Annotated in this window: 20 protein-coding genes; 5 read left to right on the top strand and 15 right to left on the bottom strand. The window is 35.9% G+C overall.

Translation table 11 applies throughout. The features are described from left to right. The first annotated feature begins 169 nt into the window (after window positions 1-169). Window positions 170-601, top strand: a complete 432-nt coding sequence (locus DAY19_RS02260; protein WP_114705561.1) for a hypothetical protein — start codon at window positions 170-172, stop codon at window positions 599-601. On the opposite strand, the gene DAY19_RS02265 is transcribed toward DAY19_RS02260, so the two are convergent. Continuing rightward, entirely contained in the window at window positions 596-1,228 is a 633-nt protein-coding gene (locus tag DAY19_RS02265; RefSeq protein WP_133296863.1) for a hypothetical protein, read from the bottom strand. The two genes, DAY19_RS02260 and DAY19_RS02265, sit on opposite strands and share 6 nt — an antisense overlap. Before the next feature lie 163 nt (window positions 1,229-1,391). Here DAY19_RS02265 and DAY19_RS02270 point away from each other — a divergent pair, with 163 nt between their 5' ends. Then, window positions 1,392-2,138 carry a hypothetical protein gene (locus DAY19_RS02270; protein WP_114705563.1) on the top strand — a complete coding sequence of 249 codons (747 nt, stop codon included), beginning with the start codon at window positions 1,392-1,394 and terminating at the stop codon, window positions 2,136-2,138. Window positions 2,139-2,227: 89 nt separating this feature from the next. On the opposite strand, the gene DAY19_RS02275 is transcribed toward DAY19_RS02270, so the two are convergent. The 4 genes from DAY19_RS02275 to DAY19_RS02290 form a co-directional block, all read right to left on the bottom strand. Then, window positions 2,228-4,135 (bottom strand): serine/threonine protein kinase, encoded by a 1,908-nt coding sequence (locus DAY19_RS02275; RefSeq protein WP_114705564.1) that lies wholly within the window; start codon window positions 4,133-4,135, stop codon window positions 2,228-2,230. A gap of 61 nt (window positions 4,136-4,196) precedes the next feature. Next, window positions 4,197-4,718 (bottom strand): hypothetical protein, encoded by a 522-nt coding sequence (locus tag DAY19_RS02280; protein ID WP_114705565.1) that lies wholly within the window; start codon window positions 4,716-4,718, stop codon window positions 4,197-4,199. Beyond that, a complete protein-coding gene (locus DAY19_RS02285; RefSeq protein ID WP_114705566.1) occupies window positions 4,708-5,442 on the bottom strand; it encodes an alpha/beta fold hydrolase in 735 nt (244 codons plus the stop codon). Before DAY19_RS02285 ends, DAY19_RS02280 begins: the two co-directional genes overlap by 11 nt. Before the next feature lie 6 nt (window positions 5,443-5,448). Beyond that, window positions 5,449-6,249 carry a GYF domain-containing protein gene (locus DAY19_RS02290; RefSeq protein WP_114705567.1) on the bottom strand — a complete coding sequence of 267 codons (801 nt, stop codon included), beginning with the start codon at window positions 6,247-6,249 and terminating at the stop codon, window positions 5,449-5,451. 167 nt (window positions 6,250-6,416) lie between these two features. Here DAY19_RS02290 and DAY19_RS02295 point away from each other — a divergent pair, with 167 nt between their 5' ends. Then, window positions 6,417-7,949 (top strand): hypothetical protein, encoded by a 1,533-nt coding sequence (locus DAY19_RS02295; protein ID WP_133296864.1) that lies wholly within the window; start codon window positions 6,417-6,419, stop codon window positions 7,947-7,949. A gap of 2 nt (window positions 7,950-7,951) precedes the next feature. Here DAY19_RS02295 and DAY19_RS02300 read toward each other — a convergent pair whose 3' ends face one another. Then, window positions 7,952-9,010, bottom strand: a complete 1,059-nt coding sequence (locus DAY19_RS02300) for a Crp/Fnr family transcriptional regulator (RefSeq protein WP_114705569.1) — start codon at window positions 9,008-9,010, stop codon at window positions 7,952-7,954. 44 nt (window positions 9,011-9,054) lie between these two features. Beyond that, entirely contained in the window at window positions 9,055-10,221 is a 1,167-nt protein-coding gene (locus DAY19_RS02305) for a thiolase family protein (RefSeq protein ID WP_114705570.1), read from the bottom strand. A 120-nt stretch (window positions 10,222-10,341) separates the two neighbouring features. Here DAY19_RS02305 and DAY19_RS02310 point away from each other — a divergent pair, with 120 nt between their 5' ends. After that, window positions 10,342-10,776, top strand: a complete 435-nt coding sequence (locus DAY19_RS02310) for a hypothetical protein (RefSeq protein WP_114705571.1) — start codon at window positions 10,342-10,344, stop codon at window positions 10,774-10,776. Window positions 10,777-10,872: 96 nt separating this feature from the next. Then, window positions 10,873-11,214 carry a hypothetical protein gene (locus DAY19_RS02315; RefSeq protein WP_114705572.1) on the top strand — a complete coding sequence of 114 codons (342 nt, stop codon included), beginning with the start codon at window positions 10,873-10,875 and terminating at the stop codon, window positions 11,212-11,214. Window positions 11,215-11,287: 73 nt separating this feature from the next. Here the strand turns inward: DAY19_RS02315 and DAY19_RS02320 are convergent, their stop codons facing one another. The 8 genes from DAY19_RS02320 to DAY19_RS02355 form a co-directional block, all read right to left on the bottom strand. After that, window positions 11,288-12,568: a flagellar hook protein FlgE gene (locus tag DAY19_RS02320; protein WP_114705573.1), complete on the bottom strand. Its 1,281-nt coding sequence runs from the start codon at window positions 12,566-12,568 to the stop codon at window positions 11,288-11,290. A 131-nt stretch (window positions 12,569-12,699) separates the two neighbouring features. Continuing rightward, complete coding sequence (locus tag DAY19_RS02325) at window positions 12,700-13,164, bottom strand: TIGR02530 family flagellar biosynthesis protein (RefSeq protein WP_114705574.1); 465 nt, start codon at window positions 13,162-13,164, stop codon at window positions 12,700-12,702. 10 nt (window positions 13,165-13,174) lie between these two features. After that, window positions 13,175-14,044, bottom strand: coding sequence for a flagellar hook assembly protein FlgD (locus tag DAY19_RS02330; protein WP_114705575.1), 870 nt, complete (start codon window positions 14,042-14,044; stop codon window positions 13,175-13,177). After that, complete coding sequence (locus tag DAY19_RS02335; protein ID WP_114705576.1) at window positions 14,044-15,579, bottom strand: hypothetical protein; 1,536 nt, start codon at window positions 15,577-15,579, stop codon at window positions 14,044-14,046. The genes DAY19_RS02330 and DAY19_RS02335 overlap by 1 nt, the downstream gene beginning before the upstream one ends. Before the next feature lie 77 nt (window positions 15,580-15,656). Next, window positions 15,657-16,187: a MotE family protein gene (locus tag DAY19_RS02340; protein ID WP_114705577.1), complete on the bottom strand. Its 531-nt coding sequence runs from the start codon at window positions 16,185-16,187 to the stop codon at window positions 15,657-15,659. Beyond that, complete coding sequence (locus DAY19_RS02345) at window positions 16,188-16,646, bottom strand: flagellar FliJ family protein (protein ID WP_114705578.1); 459 nt, start codon at window positions 16,644-16,646, stop codon at window positions 16,188-16,190. A gap of 4 nt (window positions 16,647-16,650) precedes the next feature. Continuing rightward, complete coding sequence (locus tag DAY19_RS02350; RefSeq protein ID WP_114705579.1) at window positions 16,651-18,027, bottom strand: FliI/YscN family ATPase; 1,377 nt, start codon at window positions 18,025-18,027, stop codon at window positions 16,651-16,653. Continuing rightward, window positions 18,014-18,829: a FliH/SctL family protein gene (locus DAY19_RS02355; protein ID WP_114705580.1), complete on the bottom strand. Its 816-nt coding sequence runs from the start codon at window positions 18,827-18,829 to the stop codon at window positions 18,014-18,016. The genes DAY19_RS02350 and DAY19_RS02355 overlap by 14 nt, the downstream gene beginning before the upstream one ends. Window positions 18,830-18,843 lie beyond the last annotated feature (14 nt).

An 18,843-nucleotide genomic window follows, 5' to 3' on the forward strand; every position in this document is an offset into this window, starting at 1 on the left:
TAGGCGATGTTCATTATTTTCTAAGCAATATTAGTAATTTGTGAACTTAATCGGCTCAATTATAGAATCTTTCTAAAAACCAGAGAGGCCAAGATTACCACCTCAAACTCTCTTCTATAAAATGATAAAATAACTATGTGGATTCAACCACTTCTAGGACGGAGATAAAATGAATAAATTAGTATTGGCCATTTCACTTTTATATCTTTCATCACAATTCTCTTTCGCAAGAAAGCCAGCGGTAGAAGATACATTTGAATCTTCAATTGAAGAATATAAGGAAGTTGAACCGTCTAAGGCCAAAGGTTATGATTTTTCTCCAGCTAGAAAGCCTTCTGGCCAAAAAGAAGAAAGAACACATAACTCAGATCTTTTAAAAGTTGAATCATATACAGAATCAAAAACTTCAGAGAATCTACTCTATCTATTCTTTATTCTCTTACCAGTATTTGTTAGTGCATATACGTTCTTTAGAGCCAATAAGGACTCGTATGCAGATAAGCTTAAGACTGATGCACATGCACCAGATAAGTCGAATGTAACAAGTTTAGCTGATAAAAGAGAAGAACAAGAAAAAGAAGATATTAAAAAGGCGTCATAAGTTACGCCATTTAACTCCCTTTATATGTGAAAAATACTTGTGAACAGAGCCACTAGATATAATTAAATCTAGCTGACCATCGCTATTAACATCTTTAAAGTTTACATGATGTGCTCTCTTATAATGACCATAGTTATCGGTATTTTCAGTCCAAATTTTTCCTAGCTCTTTTATTTCTAGGTTTTTTAGACTTCCATTTTCAACAACCATCGCCCAAAGAGATGAAGAGCCGTATTTATCAATATAACTAGTCTTTCCATCATATAAGTAAAAAAGAATCGCCATTTTATCACTATTAATTTTTCGACGTCTTATACGATATATATACGAATCAAAACCAGAAATTGGAAATTTATAATTAAATATCTGCTCACGATTTATATTATAAATTGTAAGATGTGGTATCCCATCCACTATCTTAGTGCCAATATATTCTCTTCGAAAATCACCATTGAGATCAATTTGATAAAGAGCTGACTTCTTAACGTAATGGTCCTTATCTTTTGAAACCTCTTTTTTCTCATTCTTTGCATCATAATATTCTTTAAACAACCAAGCATCTTGTGCGTTGACTGACACAAGTGGTAATAAAGCTGAAAATGCGAGAATTCTTTTTATCGACAACATATGTCAATTATAGCAACTCCCATAAATGAAACAATACTATCCATATTATTCCCCTATTCTAGTTAAATCTTGAGCAGATAAGGCCACAAAGGGCCTCTCGACATTGACGTATCGCAAGTAAATTCGCTAATATCTTTGAATACAACGACAGAGAGAGGACTTAATGCAACGCCAAATTGGTTTCATCAAGAATCAGAATCAAATCATTATTAGACAACTTGGAAACACTTCAAAGAGTAAAGTTGTGGATTTCGATGAGTTATCAAATGAAAAATTTGACTGCATTTTCTACAATCCTGAGCAACTTGAAGAAGAAAGTATTCATAATTTCCTAACTAAGGAATCTAAGCACACTCCAGTGCAAGAGACACAAAACTTCTTTAACGGGCCAGATCAATTTGAATCAGAATCAAATGAGAATCTTGCTCAACTCTTTGAGAAGGTATCTGGAAACTGGGTCCTACAAAATAATATTGTTCTTCTGGATGAATTATTTGAAGTCGTTGATCATCTAAAAGCTCTTTGGCCAAATGATCGAACTGCATTCTTTGAAGAACTATGGCATATTTTCAAAGTGAATCTTGGAGCAAGTAAGCTTAAATTTATTTATAATGATATTGAAAACGCATCAAAGAATAATGACAAAAAAGTCCTGGTTCATATAACAATTGATGGAGAGCGAGTACCAAATCCAACAAAGGGAAAAGAATTCGAAGAGAAGCTTATGAAGCACTTTGAATCAGAATTCGTTAATCCTTTTCAAATTGTTGAATACGATGAGAATAAAGGTCAGCTAACTATTTGTGGGAATATCTACAAAAGCCCATTCTTGGTTATGGCAAATATCTCTTCTATTTCGAAGTTACAAGAATCAATTCTAGCCACATTAATTAAAGCAATTTCAAGATAATAAAAATGGCCCGATAACGGGCCATCTTCTATTTAATAATCTCACGTATAGGTCACTCCCAATTTCTTGGGTAGCACAGCAGAAAACTATTATAGTAATTTACATAGATCAACAACTTTTGAGTTAGAGATCTCAAACTTCACACGATAAGGAACAGAGCTTTTAGCACTTTCAACTGTAACTTCATATTCCTTAGGGACACTATCCCCTTGTGCATTTATCCCAGTAGCAAGTGGAATTCCTGGAACAAAGCGAATTGGAAGCTTCTCTTCTCGTTGTTCACCGAATAATTCAAAGCTAACTTTTCCTACTAAACAAGCTGAACTCGTTTGTAGATATCCATAGTATGCAATCGGCATAGACTCGACCTTTATACTTCGAGACTCACCTTCTTGAAGACTAATATCGTGGATAATGAAGTGCTCTCTTCCACTCTTTTCTACTCTAATCGTCATCAATTCGTTAGTTGATAACTTAATGCGATTAAGAACATCAACTTCTTTTTGTTCACCATTAATATAGAGCTTATCTTTATTTCTATTAAAGTTCTTTAAAGTTAACGTAGATTTCACACTACTTGTTGGCTCTCTCTTTGAGCCTTCTTTTGCGACCTCGGCCTGCTTAGTATTCTCAACTGGCTTATCACCTAAGAAAGGAATCTGGTCTTTAGCAAAATAAACACCAACAGCAAGAGCAGCGATCGAAGCAACGTGAATTAAATAAGACTTTTTCTTCTTAACTGGTTTTTTCTTCTTTTTGATACGTTTAATTTTCGTACCAGCGCTGGTTTTATTGGATTTAATATCAATTGTATTAATTTTTGTTTTAGACGTTTTAGAGGCTAAATCAAGCTTAGGCATTGAACCTTCAACTTGAATATCTGTCTGCTCATCAATATCTAACTCAAAGAGAGCTTCTTTTTGCTTTCTCTTTTTAGCAGAATTATTCTGAGGGCCACTCGATTGAGAAGGTGCTCCACCTTCACTCTCTGCCTTATAATCTTTGATATATGGACCTAAATCGATCTGTCCAAATTCAAACATTCTTTCACGATCTGTCTTAATCTCATCCTTAAATAACTCTTTTGCAAAATATGATAAATCTGAAGAGTTGAAATCAGGATATGTTGAGTATAGAAATTTATTTAATGCCCTAGCAAACTCCTCTAGAGATTGATAACGCTTGCTACGATCTTTATGTAGGGCCTTAAGAATGATTTTATCAAGTTCTTTTGGAACCATCGGATTAATAGATGATGGAACTGGAATCTTACACTCTTGAATCTTTTTAAGTACTGCTAAGTCATTTGAAGCTTTGAAAAGCTTTCTAGAGCAAAGCATTTCCCAAAGTGTAATAGCAGTTGCAAATAAGTCATATCTTGGATCAAGATCTAATCCATCTAAATATTCTGGTGCTAAATATGAAAGCTTACCTTTAATAGTTCCGGCTTGAGTTGCTTCAGAGTTTGTTTCAGACTTTGCAATACCAAAGTCGATAACTTTAACAGAGCCATCAAAAGTTAGCATGATATTATGAGGAGAAATATCACGGTGGATAATATTAGCAGGCTTACCTGTTAGTTTATCTGTGAATGTATGAGCATAGTGGAGCCCTTGAGCAGCTTGAATTGTAATGAAAACTGAAATTTCAACAGGAAAGACGTAATTGTGTTCTTTAAGCTTATCAATATACTGCTTTAAGTTACGTCCATCACAATATTCCATTGCTACGAATAACTGATTATTATGAAAACCATAATCGTAAGTCTGTACAATATTAGGATGTAGAAGACCAAAGGTCGTCTTAATCTCATCCATAAACATTTGTTGAAATGCCTCATCAGAAGAGAATTGTGGTTGGACCATTTTAATCGCAACGATTTTATCGGCCTGTTCACCAAGGAATCTTGCACGACAAATTTTTGCCATTCCACCATCAACTAGATGATCTAGAATTAGGTAGCGGCCAAATCTTTCAAATTTCTTTTCTTCACTCATTACTAAAGCTCCTCAACAATTTATCGGAACTTTAATAGTTTAACTTTAGAGAAGAAATTAACTAAAAATGTAAAATTCTTGTTCTGTAATTAGGAAAACTAATCTCTAAGTCACCGATATCACGAGATGCACAAAGAGTTTTTGTTTTATAGAGGGCCAAGAAAAATTTATTGTAGTCAGGATGATTTGTCAGGGCCGAATCAAAGTCATTTGTTACGATGTCTGTTAAGTCATCTGAAAGGATTTGATTATAGAACATTGAATGTGAGATTCGATCTGAATCTAGGCTAAAGTCGATCATTATATAAACAGCATGACACTTCTTTAATCTTCTCGATTCACTTTCAGAAAACCACTTCCAAAACTTTGAATCTGGATCAATTTTGGCAAGGAAAACGTCATACATTAAATTTAAATCTGAATACCAAGAAATACGCTGAAACTTAAGAGAGTCTCTCCACGGCTCACCACCGGCAGTTCCACCCTTGATGTAGGCATCCCCTTTCTTAACGAAATTCTTTGTCATATTACCGCATGAGAAAAGCAGAGCAATTAATATCAGATTTAAAAATTTAATTTTCATATAACCAATTATAAGTTTCTTTAAAAATAATGTCTTGTTTTTTTATCATTTTAATTGAATTCATCTCTGGAACCTCCACTTCATCGTGGAATTCGCTCATTAATGTCTCAAATATAATACTATTTCGATCACTGCTAAATATAAGATTTCGACATTTCATAAAGTAAATGTCTAATTGTACTTTCTTTAATAGCTTATTTAACGTGATTAACGACTTTTTTGTAATAAATCCATTTGCTGTTAAGTCACTACTTTGTTTGCGTAAATTCAGCTGAAGTTTAGAAATTGGAAGCGGTATGCTCTTGAATAAATCAGTTGAAAACTTCTTATCTAACTCAACTCTTAAGCGTGGATTGATAAATATATTTCCTGCAACATTTTCAAATAAAGTTGCATAATACAAGGCCACTAATGCTCCCTGATTAATTGATAAAGTATAAACTTCTTCTGACTGAGCAATCTGACTAGATGTGTGTAATTCTGTTAAGAAGCCTTTAATTTGCTCGATACTTTCAAAATGTCCACGTGTACCAGAACTTAATCCATGCCCAAGGTAATCGAATGTAACGACATTAATTCCTTCATCATTCATTAATGGAATTAGATTTTCAAAAGTATAATGGCCACCACCAATATCGTGAAAGAGAATGATATTTTTTTTCGATTTATTATTACGAGGCTCTTTAGTCGCGTAATATTCTCGAATATAAATCGAACTCTTCATAAAGGATTAGCCTACATACTTTTGAATCGAATCTTCAGCTTCATCTGAAAGATTAACAAATCGTAAAGCAAAGCCTTGATTATCTCTTAAATGTCTTACAACTAGTCCTGAAGCAACAAAGTGGTAATTTGAATTTTCTGGATGCACATTTAAAGTAATTTCATCACCAACATTAAACGGAAAATTAGAGACAAGAACTTGCATTCCACCAACTGAAATATCGCGGCAAACACCTTCAAATACTTGTTGAGAATCATGAAAGAACATTCTTGCAACAAATGGTTTACGACGGCTTTCTCTTCTTTCATCATCACTTTCAGTAATTAAAGGAGGTGCTTTACCAAAGATTTTTTTTGCAATTGGAGTATTTGCAATATAAGACCATTCGTTTTCACCAGGAATATAAGCAAGAGTTTTTTCATTAATACGATTTTGCTGATAGGCCCTTTGAAGATCAATTATACTAAATGGGCCATATTCGACTTCTTCATCAACGCCACGGTCTTGGCCAATTTTAATTGTAATAATCTTTTCGTCTTCTTTCAGATCATCCCAACTATAAAGCACGACATTTCGATCATCAATGACTGGCGGCATATCTAATTCTGGAGGTAGCGCATCTTCTACTTTTTCATTCAAAAGATAACCAAGCTCAGTTGCTTCTGAGATATGCTTCCAATTATCATAACCTTTTGTCCAAACATAACTTTCAGCATTAAGCTTTCCACTATTGAAAAGGTTTTCAATTTCGCTATTTTCAACGGGGCCTACCCTCTCACCTTTTTCAACGTAATACCATTGCGCCATTTAAATCTCCATTTTATTAGACTTTTCTATTTTAACCTCTTGATATCATTAACTAAATTCATGACAAATATTGCCGTTTTCCCACCATTAAATGCTTTTGAATACTTAAGTAAAAGGGGCCGAAATTTTCTTTAAGTTTTCTTAAACTAAAACCGATAAGTTAGTTGATGAAAAAGTTATTAATGGTTGTAACATTTATTTTAATGGCCTCATGTGCAAAAGAAGAATTCGCTACACCAAAGAATTCTAATGGTTTTAGCACTCCACAAACAGAGACTGGAGCTGGCACAGTTGGAACAAGCTTTACTTACGTTCAACCACCTGTTGACCTACTCTTCGTATGGGACAACACATCTAGTTCAACATTCATTAATAACAATACAAAAGCGGCCCTAAATAATGTCGTAAATAATATTTCAGAAAGATTTGATTATCATGTCATGCTTGCCCCGCTTGTCTCAAGTGGTGGAGTTAATGCCGGGACATATTTCTTTTCAAAAGATGGAACCTCACCAGGTGGCGGTGTTCAAAATATTTCGAAAGATCAAGCCTCTACAGTGATTGGTCAATTTCCACCAGCAGGTGGAACAGGAGAGGCCGGTCTCCAAAGAATCAATGACCTTATTAAGAATAATCAATCAAATGGTGTCTTTAGAGACGAAGCCTATACATTAATTATTCTCATGTCTAATGAAGATAGTAGTAATTGGAATACGACAGGTTATAGCCTTCCAGGAAATCATCCTGTTGCAGAAGAATATATGAAAGGTAAAGTACACGACCTACTTTGTATGCGTGGAAATTATGATGGCTCTTTTCATTCAGGGGCAAAAAATCCAACTTATAATGCTAGCTGTAGTGGAGTTGGAAGCTACCGTCTAAATTCAACAATGATGAGATTAATTTCAATTACAGCAGCTGCTGAGCCTGGTTCATCATCTTGTCCACAAGTTGGAGATGGAGAAAAGAATTGGATTTACCGAAAAGCAAGTCAATCTGTCTTAAGTACGGCCTATACAAACTTAACGGGTGGATATCCGTTTATTCCTGCTTCAGTAACAAATGGTGATCAAGTAGATATTTGTAATACTAGCTTTAGATCGTTATTTAGCTCTGTTAATAGCGCTATTGATGATGCCATTATTGCCCATAAGTATAACTTCATTAAAATTGCAGATCCTAATAAATTAGTTGATCCTGATACAATTGTTCTGACAAAATCAGGTGTAAATATTCCTGAGTACACAGGTTCCGGAAGTGGTTTTACATATCGCGGTGTTATGACGAATAAAGATACTCGTTATGAACCAACAGCGGGAGAGCCTCAGACAGGACATATGATTCAACTACATGGAAATGCTAGACTTACTTACCCAGAATCAATTCAATACTACTATGAAGCACCTAAGAAATTTTATGGTTATGTTCACTTGGATGCAAAACCACAATTAGGTTCGATATCATTAAAGATTAATGGCAGTACAATTTCAGAGAGTTCCTCAAATGGTTGGAAGCTTATGATGAATGGTTCAGAGCCTCAATACTTCTCAAACTTTAATATTAGAGTCGTTTCTGAATCAGATACAACTCCAGCATACCCTTCTGTAATCAAATCGGGTTACTTCCTAAAACTCTACGGAAGTGCAGTTTATAGTGATGGTGCTAATGTTGAAGTTAACTTCTACCCAACTGGAGAATAGTTTTAGTAACTATTGCCTGACTTCTCTTCATTAATTCTTTGCCAAGCATCTTGAAAAACAAGACCAGGAAGTATCTTAAAAAGTGAATCAACATTTACCATATTTGTCATATTACCTTGATCATCAACAAGAATATCTTCCACAATACCAGAGACAATGGCAGGTTTTAGATCACCTGAATTTACAATGGCCTGTCCTTCTTTTAATTCATCAATGATGGCACTCAAATTTACAGAAGCTTTTCCGCTTGTCACATTCTTAGCAAGAAGCTGGGCTTTCATACGAGAAAGGATCATATTACACTTACGTGTGGTTTTAGTTTTCTTATCATCTGTTTTAACTTTTTCACCATTAACATAAGCAACAATAAGCCTTAATGAATCAAGATCAGGAATTTTCACCAATTTTTCTTGGCCATCTTTATCAGCTTCCATCACTATAATTCCCTCACGCTTTAGAAGCTCTATCATTTCTTCAAACTTAATCTCAGCAACACCAAAAATATCAAATAGGTAGTAGCGAATCGAATTCATATGAATTCGATGTGCACCGTCTTCACCCTTTTGTGCATGTACTTTAGAAGAAAGATAAATTCCCGCAAGAATTCTCAATACATCAGTTGTATGAAAGAAAACATACTCACCGACTTTTCCATCTTTTCCAAAACCGACAGAATTAGTTTCAAGTTGCTTAACACGATCATTTGTTTTTCTTAATCGATCTGCAAGAGTATTAACGATTGTTTTAAACCAAGGATTTAGGCCTTGCATTGTTTTATCAAATGCTGCAAAGGTTACACGAACAACATCTGTAGGTACTATCGCAGCAGCAGAACAACTACGACGAGAACCCTTTTCATCAAAGTATGCCATCTCACCAATAACTTCACCTGCGCGAAGAATGGCAATTTCAACAAAACCCTGTCCCTTTGGGATATAGAGTCTAATTTGACCTTTTTGAATAATGTAGAGTGAGTCTGCTGGATCGTTTTGGTTGAAGAGAACTTCACCTGCTTTGAAACGTACGATACCAGATTTATGTTGCTTTTGCGTTTGGGCCATCCATAGTCCTACTTAAAAAGCAGGACTATGAAAGTCCTGCAAATTTATTTAATTTTTTCTAGTATTAATGATAAGGCTTCACCGCCCCCAATGCAAATAGAAGCTAGTCCGTATTTTGCATCTTTATTTTTCATTGCTGTCATAAGTGTCACAACAATACGTGTTCCAGAAGTTCCAATTGGGTGTCCAAGAGAAACACCTGAACCATAAATATTAAGTTTGTCGTGTGGAATCTTCAGCTCTTCCATTGCGGCCATTGGAACTGCAGCAAATGCTTCATTGATTTCAAATACATCAATATCAGAGATATTTAATCCAGTTTTTTCAAGATTCTTCTTCATTGCTTCAATTGGAGCAGTTGTAAACCAAGTTGGTGCTTGAGCGTGTGATGCCCAACCTACGATTTTAAAATCAGCTTGGTCCTTATATTCTTCACCAGCAAGAACAACAGCGGCAGCTCCATCATTAATTGTTGAAGCATTAGCAGCAGTGATTGTTCCATCTTTTTTGAATGCTGGCCTAAGAGCAGGAATCTTATCGAATTTTGCTTTAAATGGCCCTTCATCTTCAGAAACAACAGTATCACCTTTACGGCCCTTAATTGTTACTGGAGCGATCTCATCTTTAAAGATTCCAGCTTCGATTGCAGCTTGTGCTCTTTTAAAAGATTCAATTGAGTAAGCATCTTGAGCTTCTCTTGAAAGGTTATACTTTTCTGTACACTCTTCAGCACAACTTCCCATTGGTTGGTCAGAGTAAACATCCCAAAGTCCATCCCACTGCATAGCATCTTTAACTTCTGCAGCACCAAACTTTGCAACACCAGTTCTAGAGTTCATTAATAAGTGAGGAGCTTGTGACATATTTTCCATACCACCAGCAACAACAACTTGGTTATCACCTGTCATAATTGATTGAGCACCAGAGATGATTGTCTTCATTCCCGATCCGCATACTTTATTAATTGTCGTACATGGAGTTGCTTCACTTAGTCCTGCAAAAATAGCAGCTTGGCGAGCAGGAGCTTGACCCACACCGGCCTGAACAACGTTACCCATAAATACTTCATCAACTTTATCTTTTGCGATACCAGCTTTCTCAACTGCTGATTCAATTGCAGTTGCACCTAGCTGAGTCGCTTTTACTTGTGCTAGCGAACTTAAAAAGCTTCCACTTGGAGTTCTTGCTCCAGAAAGGATATAAACACTCATTATTGTCTCCTTTGATTTAATCTTATTTAAAGTCCAGATATATTGACACACAAATAGTGCGTTGTTAATTATCTTCTATTGATTTAATACTTATTAGCACCCTACTCAAAGGATATACGAATGCTTTCAAGAACAAATGGGCCGTTTTTAATTGATCTACCAAATGAATGGGCAGATTCAGTACTTGAACTTCTTCAGGATACATATCGCAATGAGTTAGTCGACGCCAGTAAGGTTTTTGAAATATATGGCCAATTATACAAAGGTGAAGTTCTTGTTATCGCTTCCCTTGTTGATGCTACAAATGAAGCGGCACCTGCAACAACATATTTTGCGTCGATGGATCTAGCTGATGACGCAGATCATACAAAGCTACTAGAAGGCCTTGTGGATTCTATCGGTGCATTCTTTGACCAATTCTTTGCAGATAGTGAATGGAATGACTACCAAGACATGTGGAAAGAAGAGCAATTTAAAGGCACAAAAATATACTGCAAGGTGACAAGAGAAAACGTTGGTCTAACAATCAAGGCCGATCGACTTCTTAATCAGTAAGGTATGCGTCATAGAGTTAACTCAGGTTTACTTGCCATAGTTTTAAAACTCTCCTAGCATTTTTATATAAGTTATTTTGAATAAAGAGGGACTTTTATGAAAAAGCTACTTTGCCTAGCACTACTACTTTTTCTCACACAAAAAATCTGGGCCCAAGAAGAGCGCCATCGCGTAATTGATGGACAAATTAATTGGGGACCATTTGTAAATTGTGAGATTTATAACGATTCACATAGACGTATGTCTGTTATCGACTATCAATACACAATTACATACACGAATGGATTTCAAAGAGTATTCAATTATAAGTGTCAGTTCGGATGTGAAGTTCCAAGCTTTGATTTTCAACGATTCTCAGGACCTAGGAATCATCCAAATATCATGCATGCAAGTTGTCTTGCACATGTCTTTAAAGAAAGACGCCATCGTAGAAACTAATTATTCACAAATAAAAAAGGCCCTCAATCGAGGGCCTTTCTTTTCTTAGCATTAGGAAGTATTTTGAGTATTATTAGCCTTTGATTCTGAAGATCTCTTGCATCATTTTGTCTGCAGTTGAGATCGTCTTCGCATTAGCTTGGAAGTTTCTTTGAGAAGTCATTAAATTAACGAATTCACTTGCGATATCAACGTTTGAAAGCTCAATCGACTTTGAAAGAACTTGTCCACGTCCCGCTTCACCTGGTTTCCCCATTGCTGGTTGACCAGAGTTTTTAGATTCTTTGAAAAGGTTTTTCCCCATTTTGAAAAGACCTTCATTATTATCAAATTTTGCAATAGCGATTTGAGCAATATCTCTTGTTTCACCATTATCATAAACTGCTGTAAGGATACCATCATCGTTGAATGATAGAGATCCAAGAGTTGCTGCTGAAGCACCATCTTGAGTGTGTCTTGCAACAGCTGAACCAGAACCATACTGAGTAGAAGCATCTGTACCATCTCCACCTTCAGAGATTGATTCACCCCATGAAAATGAAATTTTCTGATCTTGTCTTGCACCTTTATTAAAGTTGAAAGAGTTAGATGTTTCGATTTCTTCTTGTAATTGCCCTTTGTCATTGAATACAAGTTGACCTTCTGCCATTTGTACCATTGTTCCAGCAACACCACCTTGAGCATCCGCACCGTCTGCCATAATTCTATATGTCCAGTTGTTATCTGCTGTTTTATTATAGTATGCAGTTACAAGACGAGCTGTACCTACATTATCGTATACTGTAATTGAAGAAGAAAAGTTTGAAGTTTCCTCTGGATTATTTGGATCGAATTCTTTTACTGAAGCTCTTGAGTCTAGGTTCATTGAAAGCTTAACCTTCTCTGTTGCTTGAGCTGGGATCGTTGTATTTCCAAGCTTGATCTCACCTTCTTTGTTTGTTAGAACACCATCTTCATTAGATTTGAAACCAAGAACTTTATAACCATCACTATTAACAAGCTCACCGTCTTTGTTAAAGTGCATTGATCCATCTCTTGTAAACCCATTTCCAAATGGAGCTTTAACTTTAAAGAAACCATCACCTTGAATTGCAAGGTCAGTAATTGACTCAGTTCTTGCAACATCACCTTGAGTCATCATTGGCTTAATGTGAGCTAGTTTTGTACCAGCACCAAATTGGTCACCACCCTCAATACCTTTAAGAGAAACGGCAAGTACATCTTGGAATTCTGCACGTGAAGCTTTGAAACCATTTGTTCCAGCGTTTGAAATGTTATCTGAAACAACGTTCATTCCCGCTCCTGAAGCGCTTAAACCAGATACACCAATGTTAAAAGATCGTAAAATACTCATTCGTCCCTCCTAGACTAAAAACAAAATCTAAATGTTTAGATCTTAAGACGACTAAATGGAGTGAAGATTTTTTGATGTGCTTACAACGACAGGCAAACACTAAGCTTCCGTTAGGACCAGCTAATTAAATCTTAAACCAATACAGTCGAATCAATTTTTGTAAAAACGTTACTCTCTATACTTCCTTTATCGATAGCCGTAACAACCTTCTTGCCTGGTACGTCAACGATATAAGCTGCTTTATCTGTAATCACTAAAGAATCTTTTCCACCCTTACTTTGAAGTTTCTGGAAAGCATCCTTTAGCTTAAAAAATTCATTTGAATCAACGTGAATATTTCTCTCTTGTAGTCTCTTGGCTGCATGAGTAGATAACTTGATTCCATGTTCAGCTTGAGTTTGTGCAAGCTGATCAATTTGGTGGGCCCTATTAATCTTTTCGTTTGAGATCTGATCGTTTAATAAGTTCTTAAACTCAGATTGAGCCGCTTCGTTTCCACCAACATTACCAAGACGGTTACGAAGATCAACTTTCTTCGAACCAGGGACCTGGCTTACATTTGGAATATGAAAATTTGAAATGTCTTTAGTTCCCATTTATTTCCAATTATTGGTTAGTGGATTCGTTAATATTATTATAATTTTTTAACATTTGTTTTTGCAACGCGGCAGAATTTGTAGCACTTTTACCAAGCTGCCCATTATTAGGGAGCTTAAAGCTATCTACGTCACGAAGAAAAACTTTATTTCCATTTTGTAATGTAAAAACAGTCTCACCATTTTCAAAATCAACACCGTTTACAATACCAGTCGATTTAGTTTCAGCTTTAAATTTATTCATGTCCTTATCAAAGGCCCAAACTTCAAGACGATAGTCGCCTTTAGCTGCTCTGGTATTATCAAGTTGACGGCCATTCCATGCAAGAGTGTGTTGTCCTCTTCCAAGATTTTCAGCTTCAACTTTTCCAATGAGTTGTTTATTTTTATCGTAAATATTTACGATTACATTCTTTGCTTCTTTGTCGATAAAGAAAGGGATATCTTTTGAAAAAGACTGCCCATCATAACTAACAGAGGAACCTCTTGTTAAAACTTCTTTACCAAGAAAACTTGCACCAAAAAACTTTAGCTCCTGTGGGTCATTCTTACCCATATTATCAAGCTTTTGATTCATATTTGTCATCTGCTCTAATTGAGAGAATTGTGCAAGGTCAGCTGAAAGTTGTTTTTGATCCATCGGCTTCATCGGATCTTGATGTGTTAACTGATGAGAAAGAAGTTTTAGGAAACCTTCTTGTCCCATTTTATTGTGTTCTTTTGCATCAACGAATTTTTGTTCACCAACATCATTTCCGGCTATGCGGTTAAGACGCTCACCTACATTTGCGTTGGCATTTGTATTACCAGAAGTCTGGCGTGGGGCCATTCGCACCTGTGAAAATGAATTTCTCTGTTGTGGTTTTCCAATTTCTGGCATTATGCACCTATTCGTTGACTATATTCTTGCCATCTTTGTTGACGGCGCTCTCTAGCATTCTTATCAAATGTTAAAGAATCTTCACTATCTAATTGTCTCGCAGAATCAAACTCATTTCCACTATTTTCTAAAGTGGAGATTTTGTCCGCTTGTGCATCAAATCTTCTTTCAGAGTCTTTTTTCTCTTTATTGAAAGAATCAGATTGTGAAGCTGTGTCACTCATTTGTCCTGATGTTGCTGTTTGAATTTTAAAATCTGCAACACGGATACCTTTCATATCTAGGTTTTTAAGAAGCTTTACTTCATTCTCTTTAAAGAACTCTTTTGCTTCTACTGATTGCGCTTCAATATTTAGGGCAACCATTCCATTCATCTCTTTATTTGCTGTGATATTAAAGTGACCTAATTGATCATGCTTAACTAACATTTGAAGAGACTTTCCATTTTCAATGCGATTCATTTCAATGTAATTTGTCACTTCTTGAATAATTTGATCCGAGTTTGTTACTGCTGATAAATCAAGGACCTCTGGAGCTTTTGCAAGATTAATCTGGGCCTTAAAGTTTGAAGCTGAATTATCTGCTCCAAGTGCTCCTATTAGATTATTTTGAAGAGAACTAGAGCGGTTTTCAGACTTTGGTGTTTCTTGGCCTAGAATATCCTCAAGAGAAACAGAATTTTGTGAAGACTTCATTGTTTCAGGTTTTACTTTGATTAATGAGTCATTCTTAAGGTTCGCTTCTTTTGAAAACTTATTTAAGCCAATATTATTGGCCATATTCTTAACTTGATTATTTCCAGCAAAAGAGCGGTTTGCAACAAATGCATCTGATGTTTGATGACTAAGGTTAAGCTTTGATGCTTTTCCCTTTTCAAGGCTCTTATTTGGCATTCTTAAAAGTACATCATTTTTAACAGATGAATCCGTTTTTGAAATATCATCTAAGACGGCCTTAGTATTTGTTCCAAGCTCAGCCTGAGACTTGATCCCTTTTGAAGCAACTCTAGGTAAATCTTTATCTGTCAGTAATGTTTCTTTCTGGCTTCCCTGTGTTTTGCGATTTGCTAAAACAGTTTTGGCCTTTTGTAATGAAACAATATTCTTAGTATCAAGAACGCTATCAATATCACTTTTTGAAGCATTTGCCTGATTACTTATAGTAGAAAATAAAGACTTTGGTGTTGATTTTAGAGCAGAATTAGCCTTTTTAGAAAGCTGATTAAGTGATTCAGATTCTATGCCCTGTTTAGCATTTTGAGCTAAATTGGCCTTACTTGAATCTTTTAAATTAGGACGAATTTCTTTTGCTACATTCGTGGCCAAAAAGTTATTTTGTCCTTTATTTTTTCCCCTAGGTTGACCCTCGTTAAGAAGTTTAGAGAACTCCTTATTCAACCCTTTTTTCTCTTGTGCTGTTAGTCCCTTACCTGACTTATCCAATAAGTTAGACGCTTTCAGAGAGTTTGCATCATTAGCACCCTTTCCTTTGCTGGCCTTAACCTGTGAATTTTGTCCTAGTAAGTTTTTAAGCATTATATTCCTTTTTCAATTAACGCTTTGCAATATCTTTACACAAAATTAGAAAAAAATTAACCAAGGAAAGTTTTACCCTACTTCTTCATGGTCATGTATTGCTTTTGAAGACGTGCCGAGATCTCTTTATCCATCATATTAAAGATTTTCGATACCTTAACTGGATCAAGTTCACCTAAAATCTTTATCGAAATCGATGGGTCTTGTTGTGACAATAGATCAGCTGCTGTTTGTGGTCTCATATTTGAAACAACATCAACCATATGGATAACACGCTTACTCTCATCTGAGTCTTTCTTATCAAGACAAGATAAGAAGTTTGTTTGGTATTTTTTAAACTCTTGAATACGCCCTTCAAGCTCCTTCTGATTAACAGCAATTTGATTCTGTTGATTCTTTAAGGCCTTTTCTCTTTGTTCAAGATCCTGTTCTTTTTTGAGAAGTTCTTGAGAAAACTCAACGAGCTTACCACGTCCAATTCTTTTCATTTTCTTTTCAATAGCTGCATCAAGAGCTTTATCGAACTCTTCTTGAGTGTAGATCTTTTTATCTTCAGCTTTTGTATTTAATGAAAAAACTAATAAAGTACTTAGTAATAATGCTTTCATTTATAGTTCTCCGGCCAATTTCTTAGAGTGTCTTTTGGCCATCATTAATTCATCAATGGCCTCTTGGCGTTTCTTTTCGATTTCTTTATTTTGTTTTGTTTCAAAGTCTTGTTTTAAATTATCAATAACTTTAACTTCACCTTTTGCAACTGATAGCTCTTTAATCTTTTCTTGGTAAGCTCTATCAACAGCGTGAAGCTGGTTTTCTAACACTTTAATTTCTTCTCTTTTTGACTGAATAAACATTGGGAAGAATTGTGCATTTCTACCAGGAGTATATGTTTCTAAAAAAGCTTCTTGAGCTTTATAGGTTTCTTCAATATCCTGCTTACATTTAGCAATCTTTTCAAGAAGTCTTCCTTTTTCACTATTAATCTGCCCTAGTTCAAGCTTAACTCTTTGCTCGTTGAACTCTCGTAGTTTTAATAGTCCATCTAATTTAAACTTCTTACGACGCATTTATTTATTCCTCATCATCTGACTGATAGGCTTCTTCAGCGTATTTAGCTAAACCTACCATCGAATCATAAAGTTCTTCGATCGTTTGATAATGATCCTCACCCTGCATTTGTTTAAGTAGATCATTTAATTGTTCAATTATGATCATTGCCTTATCCACTTTAGGGTTTGAACCTCTAGCGTAGGCACCAACATTAATAAGGTCTTCATTATCACGGTATGCAGACATTAGATCACGCATATGACCCGCAACAACTCGATGCTCACTTGTCACAACTTTATTCATTACCCTTGATAATGATTGGAGAACATCAATTGCCGGGAATTGGTTCTTGGAGGCAAGTTCTCGAGAGAGAATAATGTGTCCATCACTAATACCACGAACAGCATCAGCAATTGGCTCATCCATATCTCCACCTTCAACAAGTACCGTATAAATACCAGTGATTGATCCTGCATTAGCTTTCGTTCCCGCACGCTCCATTAGTTTTGGTAATTGAGCAAATACTGTTGGAGTATAACCTTTCTGACCTGGAGGATCTCCAGCACTTAAAGAGATTTCACGAGAAGCCATCGCAAAACGTGTAATTGAATCCATCATTAATAGTACATCTTGATTCTGATCTCTAAAGTATTCAGCAAATGTTGTAGCGACATATGCAGCTTTCATACGAATAAGAGCTGAGGTATCTGATGTTGCAACAACAACAATTGATTTTTTAAGACCTTCCTCTCCTAAATCATGTTCAATGAATTCACGTACCTCACGGCCACGTTCTCCAATTAGAGCAATGACATTAACATCGGCCGAAGACTTTTGTGCAACCATACCAAGTGTTACAGACTTACCAACACCTGAACCGGCCATAATGGCAAGGCGTTGTCCTTTTCCAGCTGTCATAAATGCATTAATTGCATTAACACCTGTATCAAGAACTTGACTAATAGGTGGCCTCTCTAACGGATTTATTGGTTTCCCAAAGATTGACCTTACTTCATTTGATTTCTTAATTGGCCCTTTTCCGTCAATAGGATTTCCTTGAAAATCAATAACGCGACCAAGATATTGCTCACCGACATTTACTTTAGTCACAAGCTCTTTTAAAAATACTTTTGTTTCAGAATTGATACCTGAGATTTCAGAATAAGGCATTGTTAGACACTTTGGCCCATCAATAGAGACAACTTCTCCTAAACAACGATCACCAAACTCTGTTACGAATTCGACATTAGAACCAATAACAGCACGAGAAAGGTTCACTTCGTATAGCATACCTTTTGATGCACAAACCTTCCCTACCTTTTGGTAAGGTGTGGCATATTCATAGGCCTTGTGAATGGCCTCTAAATCTAACGATTCAAATGGACTATTCTGATTCATCTGAGTCAACCTCTTCGCTTGCAAGCCCTACGGCTTCAAACAACTTATCAAGACTCTCTAATTGAGTTTTGAGACTTCCATTAACAATTCCATTAGAAGACTCGACAATGATCCCCGGTGCTTCAATATCAAAGTCAATTTCAACACGGGCATTTTTAAGCTCTCCTACTTTTTCCTGAACAACTTCTAATACCTCAGGCATTTGCTCAAAGTGTTTTTCATTAACACGTATAAGTAGGTTATCTCGAGTTTGGGCCTCGACAATAAGCTTCTCAAGTAAACGGACAATATATTCTCCATCATCCTTGAGTTCTTTTAAAACAACCCATTTTGCAATTGTTCTTAATAGATTATAAGTTTGCATCTTTTGGGCAGATAGTAACTTAATTCGAGAACTTAAGACTTCAGAAACCATATCATTTAAAAGCAAGATTTTTTCTTCAGCACTAGCTGATAATTCTTCTCTTACTTCTTTGCGACCTTCTTCCTTTCCTAGCTCAAGTCCTTCTCTATATGCTTCTTCTTTTACTTGTTGAATACGTTTTTCAACTTCTTCTCTAACGGCCTGCTCAAAGTCACTATCTTCTTGCGCTCTAATACCACGTGCTTCATGAACAATAGGATTAAGGTCGAAACCTGTCTCTCTTGCTTGCTGTCTTTCAACGCGAATGACCTTTTGCTTCTCTTCGATCTCACGTACAGACATTCCCTCAAAATCTTGGAACTCAAAGTCCTCAACTTCCGAATTCATCGGTTTCTGAGAAAATGATTGAAATTGATAGTCTTTTACTTCTGTGGTCATTAAGCCGCCATTCT

It is taken from the genome of Halobacteriovorax vibrionivorans (assembly GCF_003346865.1).
Classification (GTDB): Bacteria; Bdellovibrionota; Bacteriovoracia; order Bacteriovoracales; family Bacteriovoracaceae; genus Halobacteriovorax_A; species Halobacteriovorax_A vibrionivorans.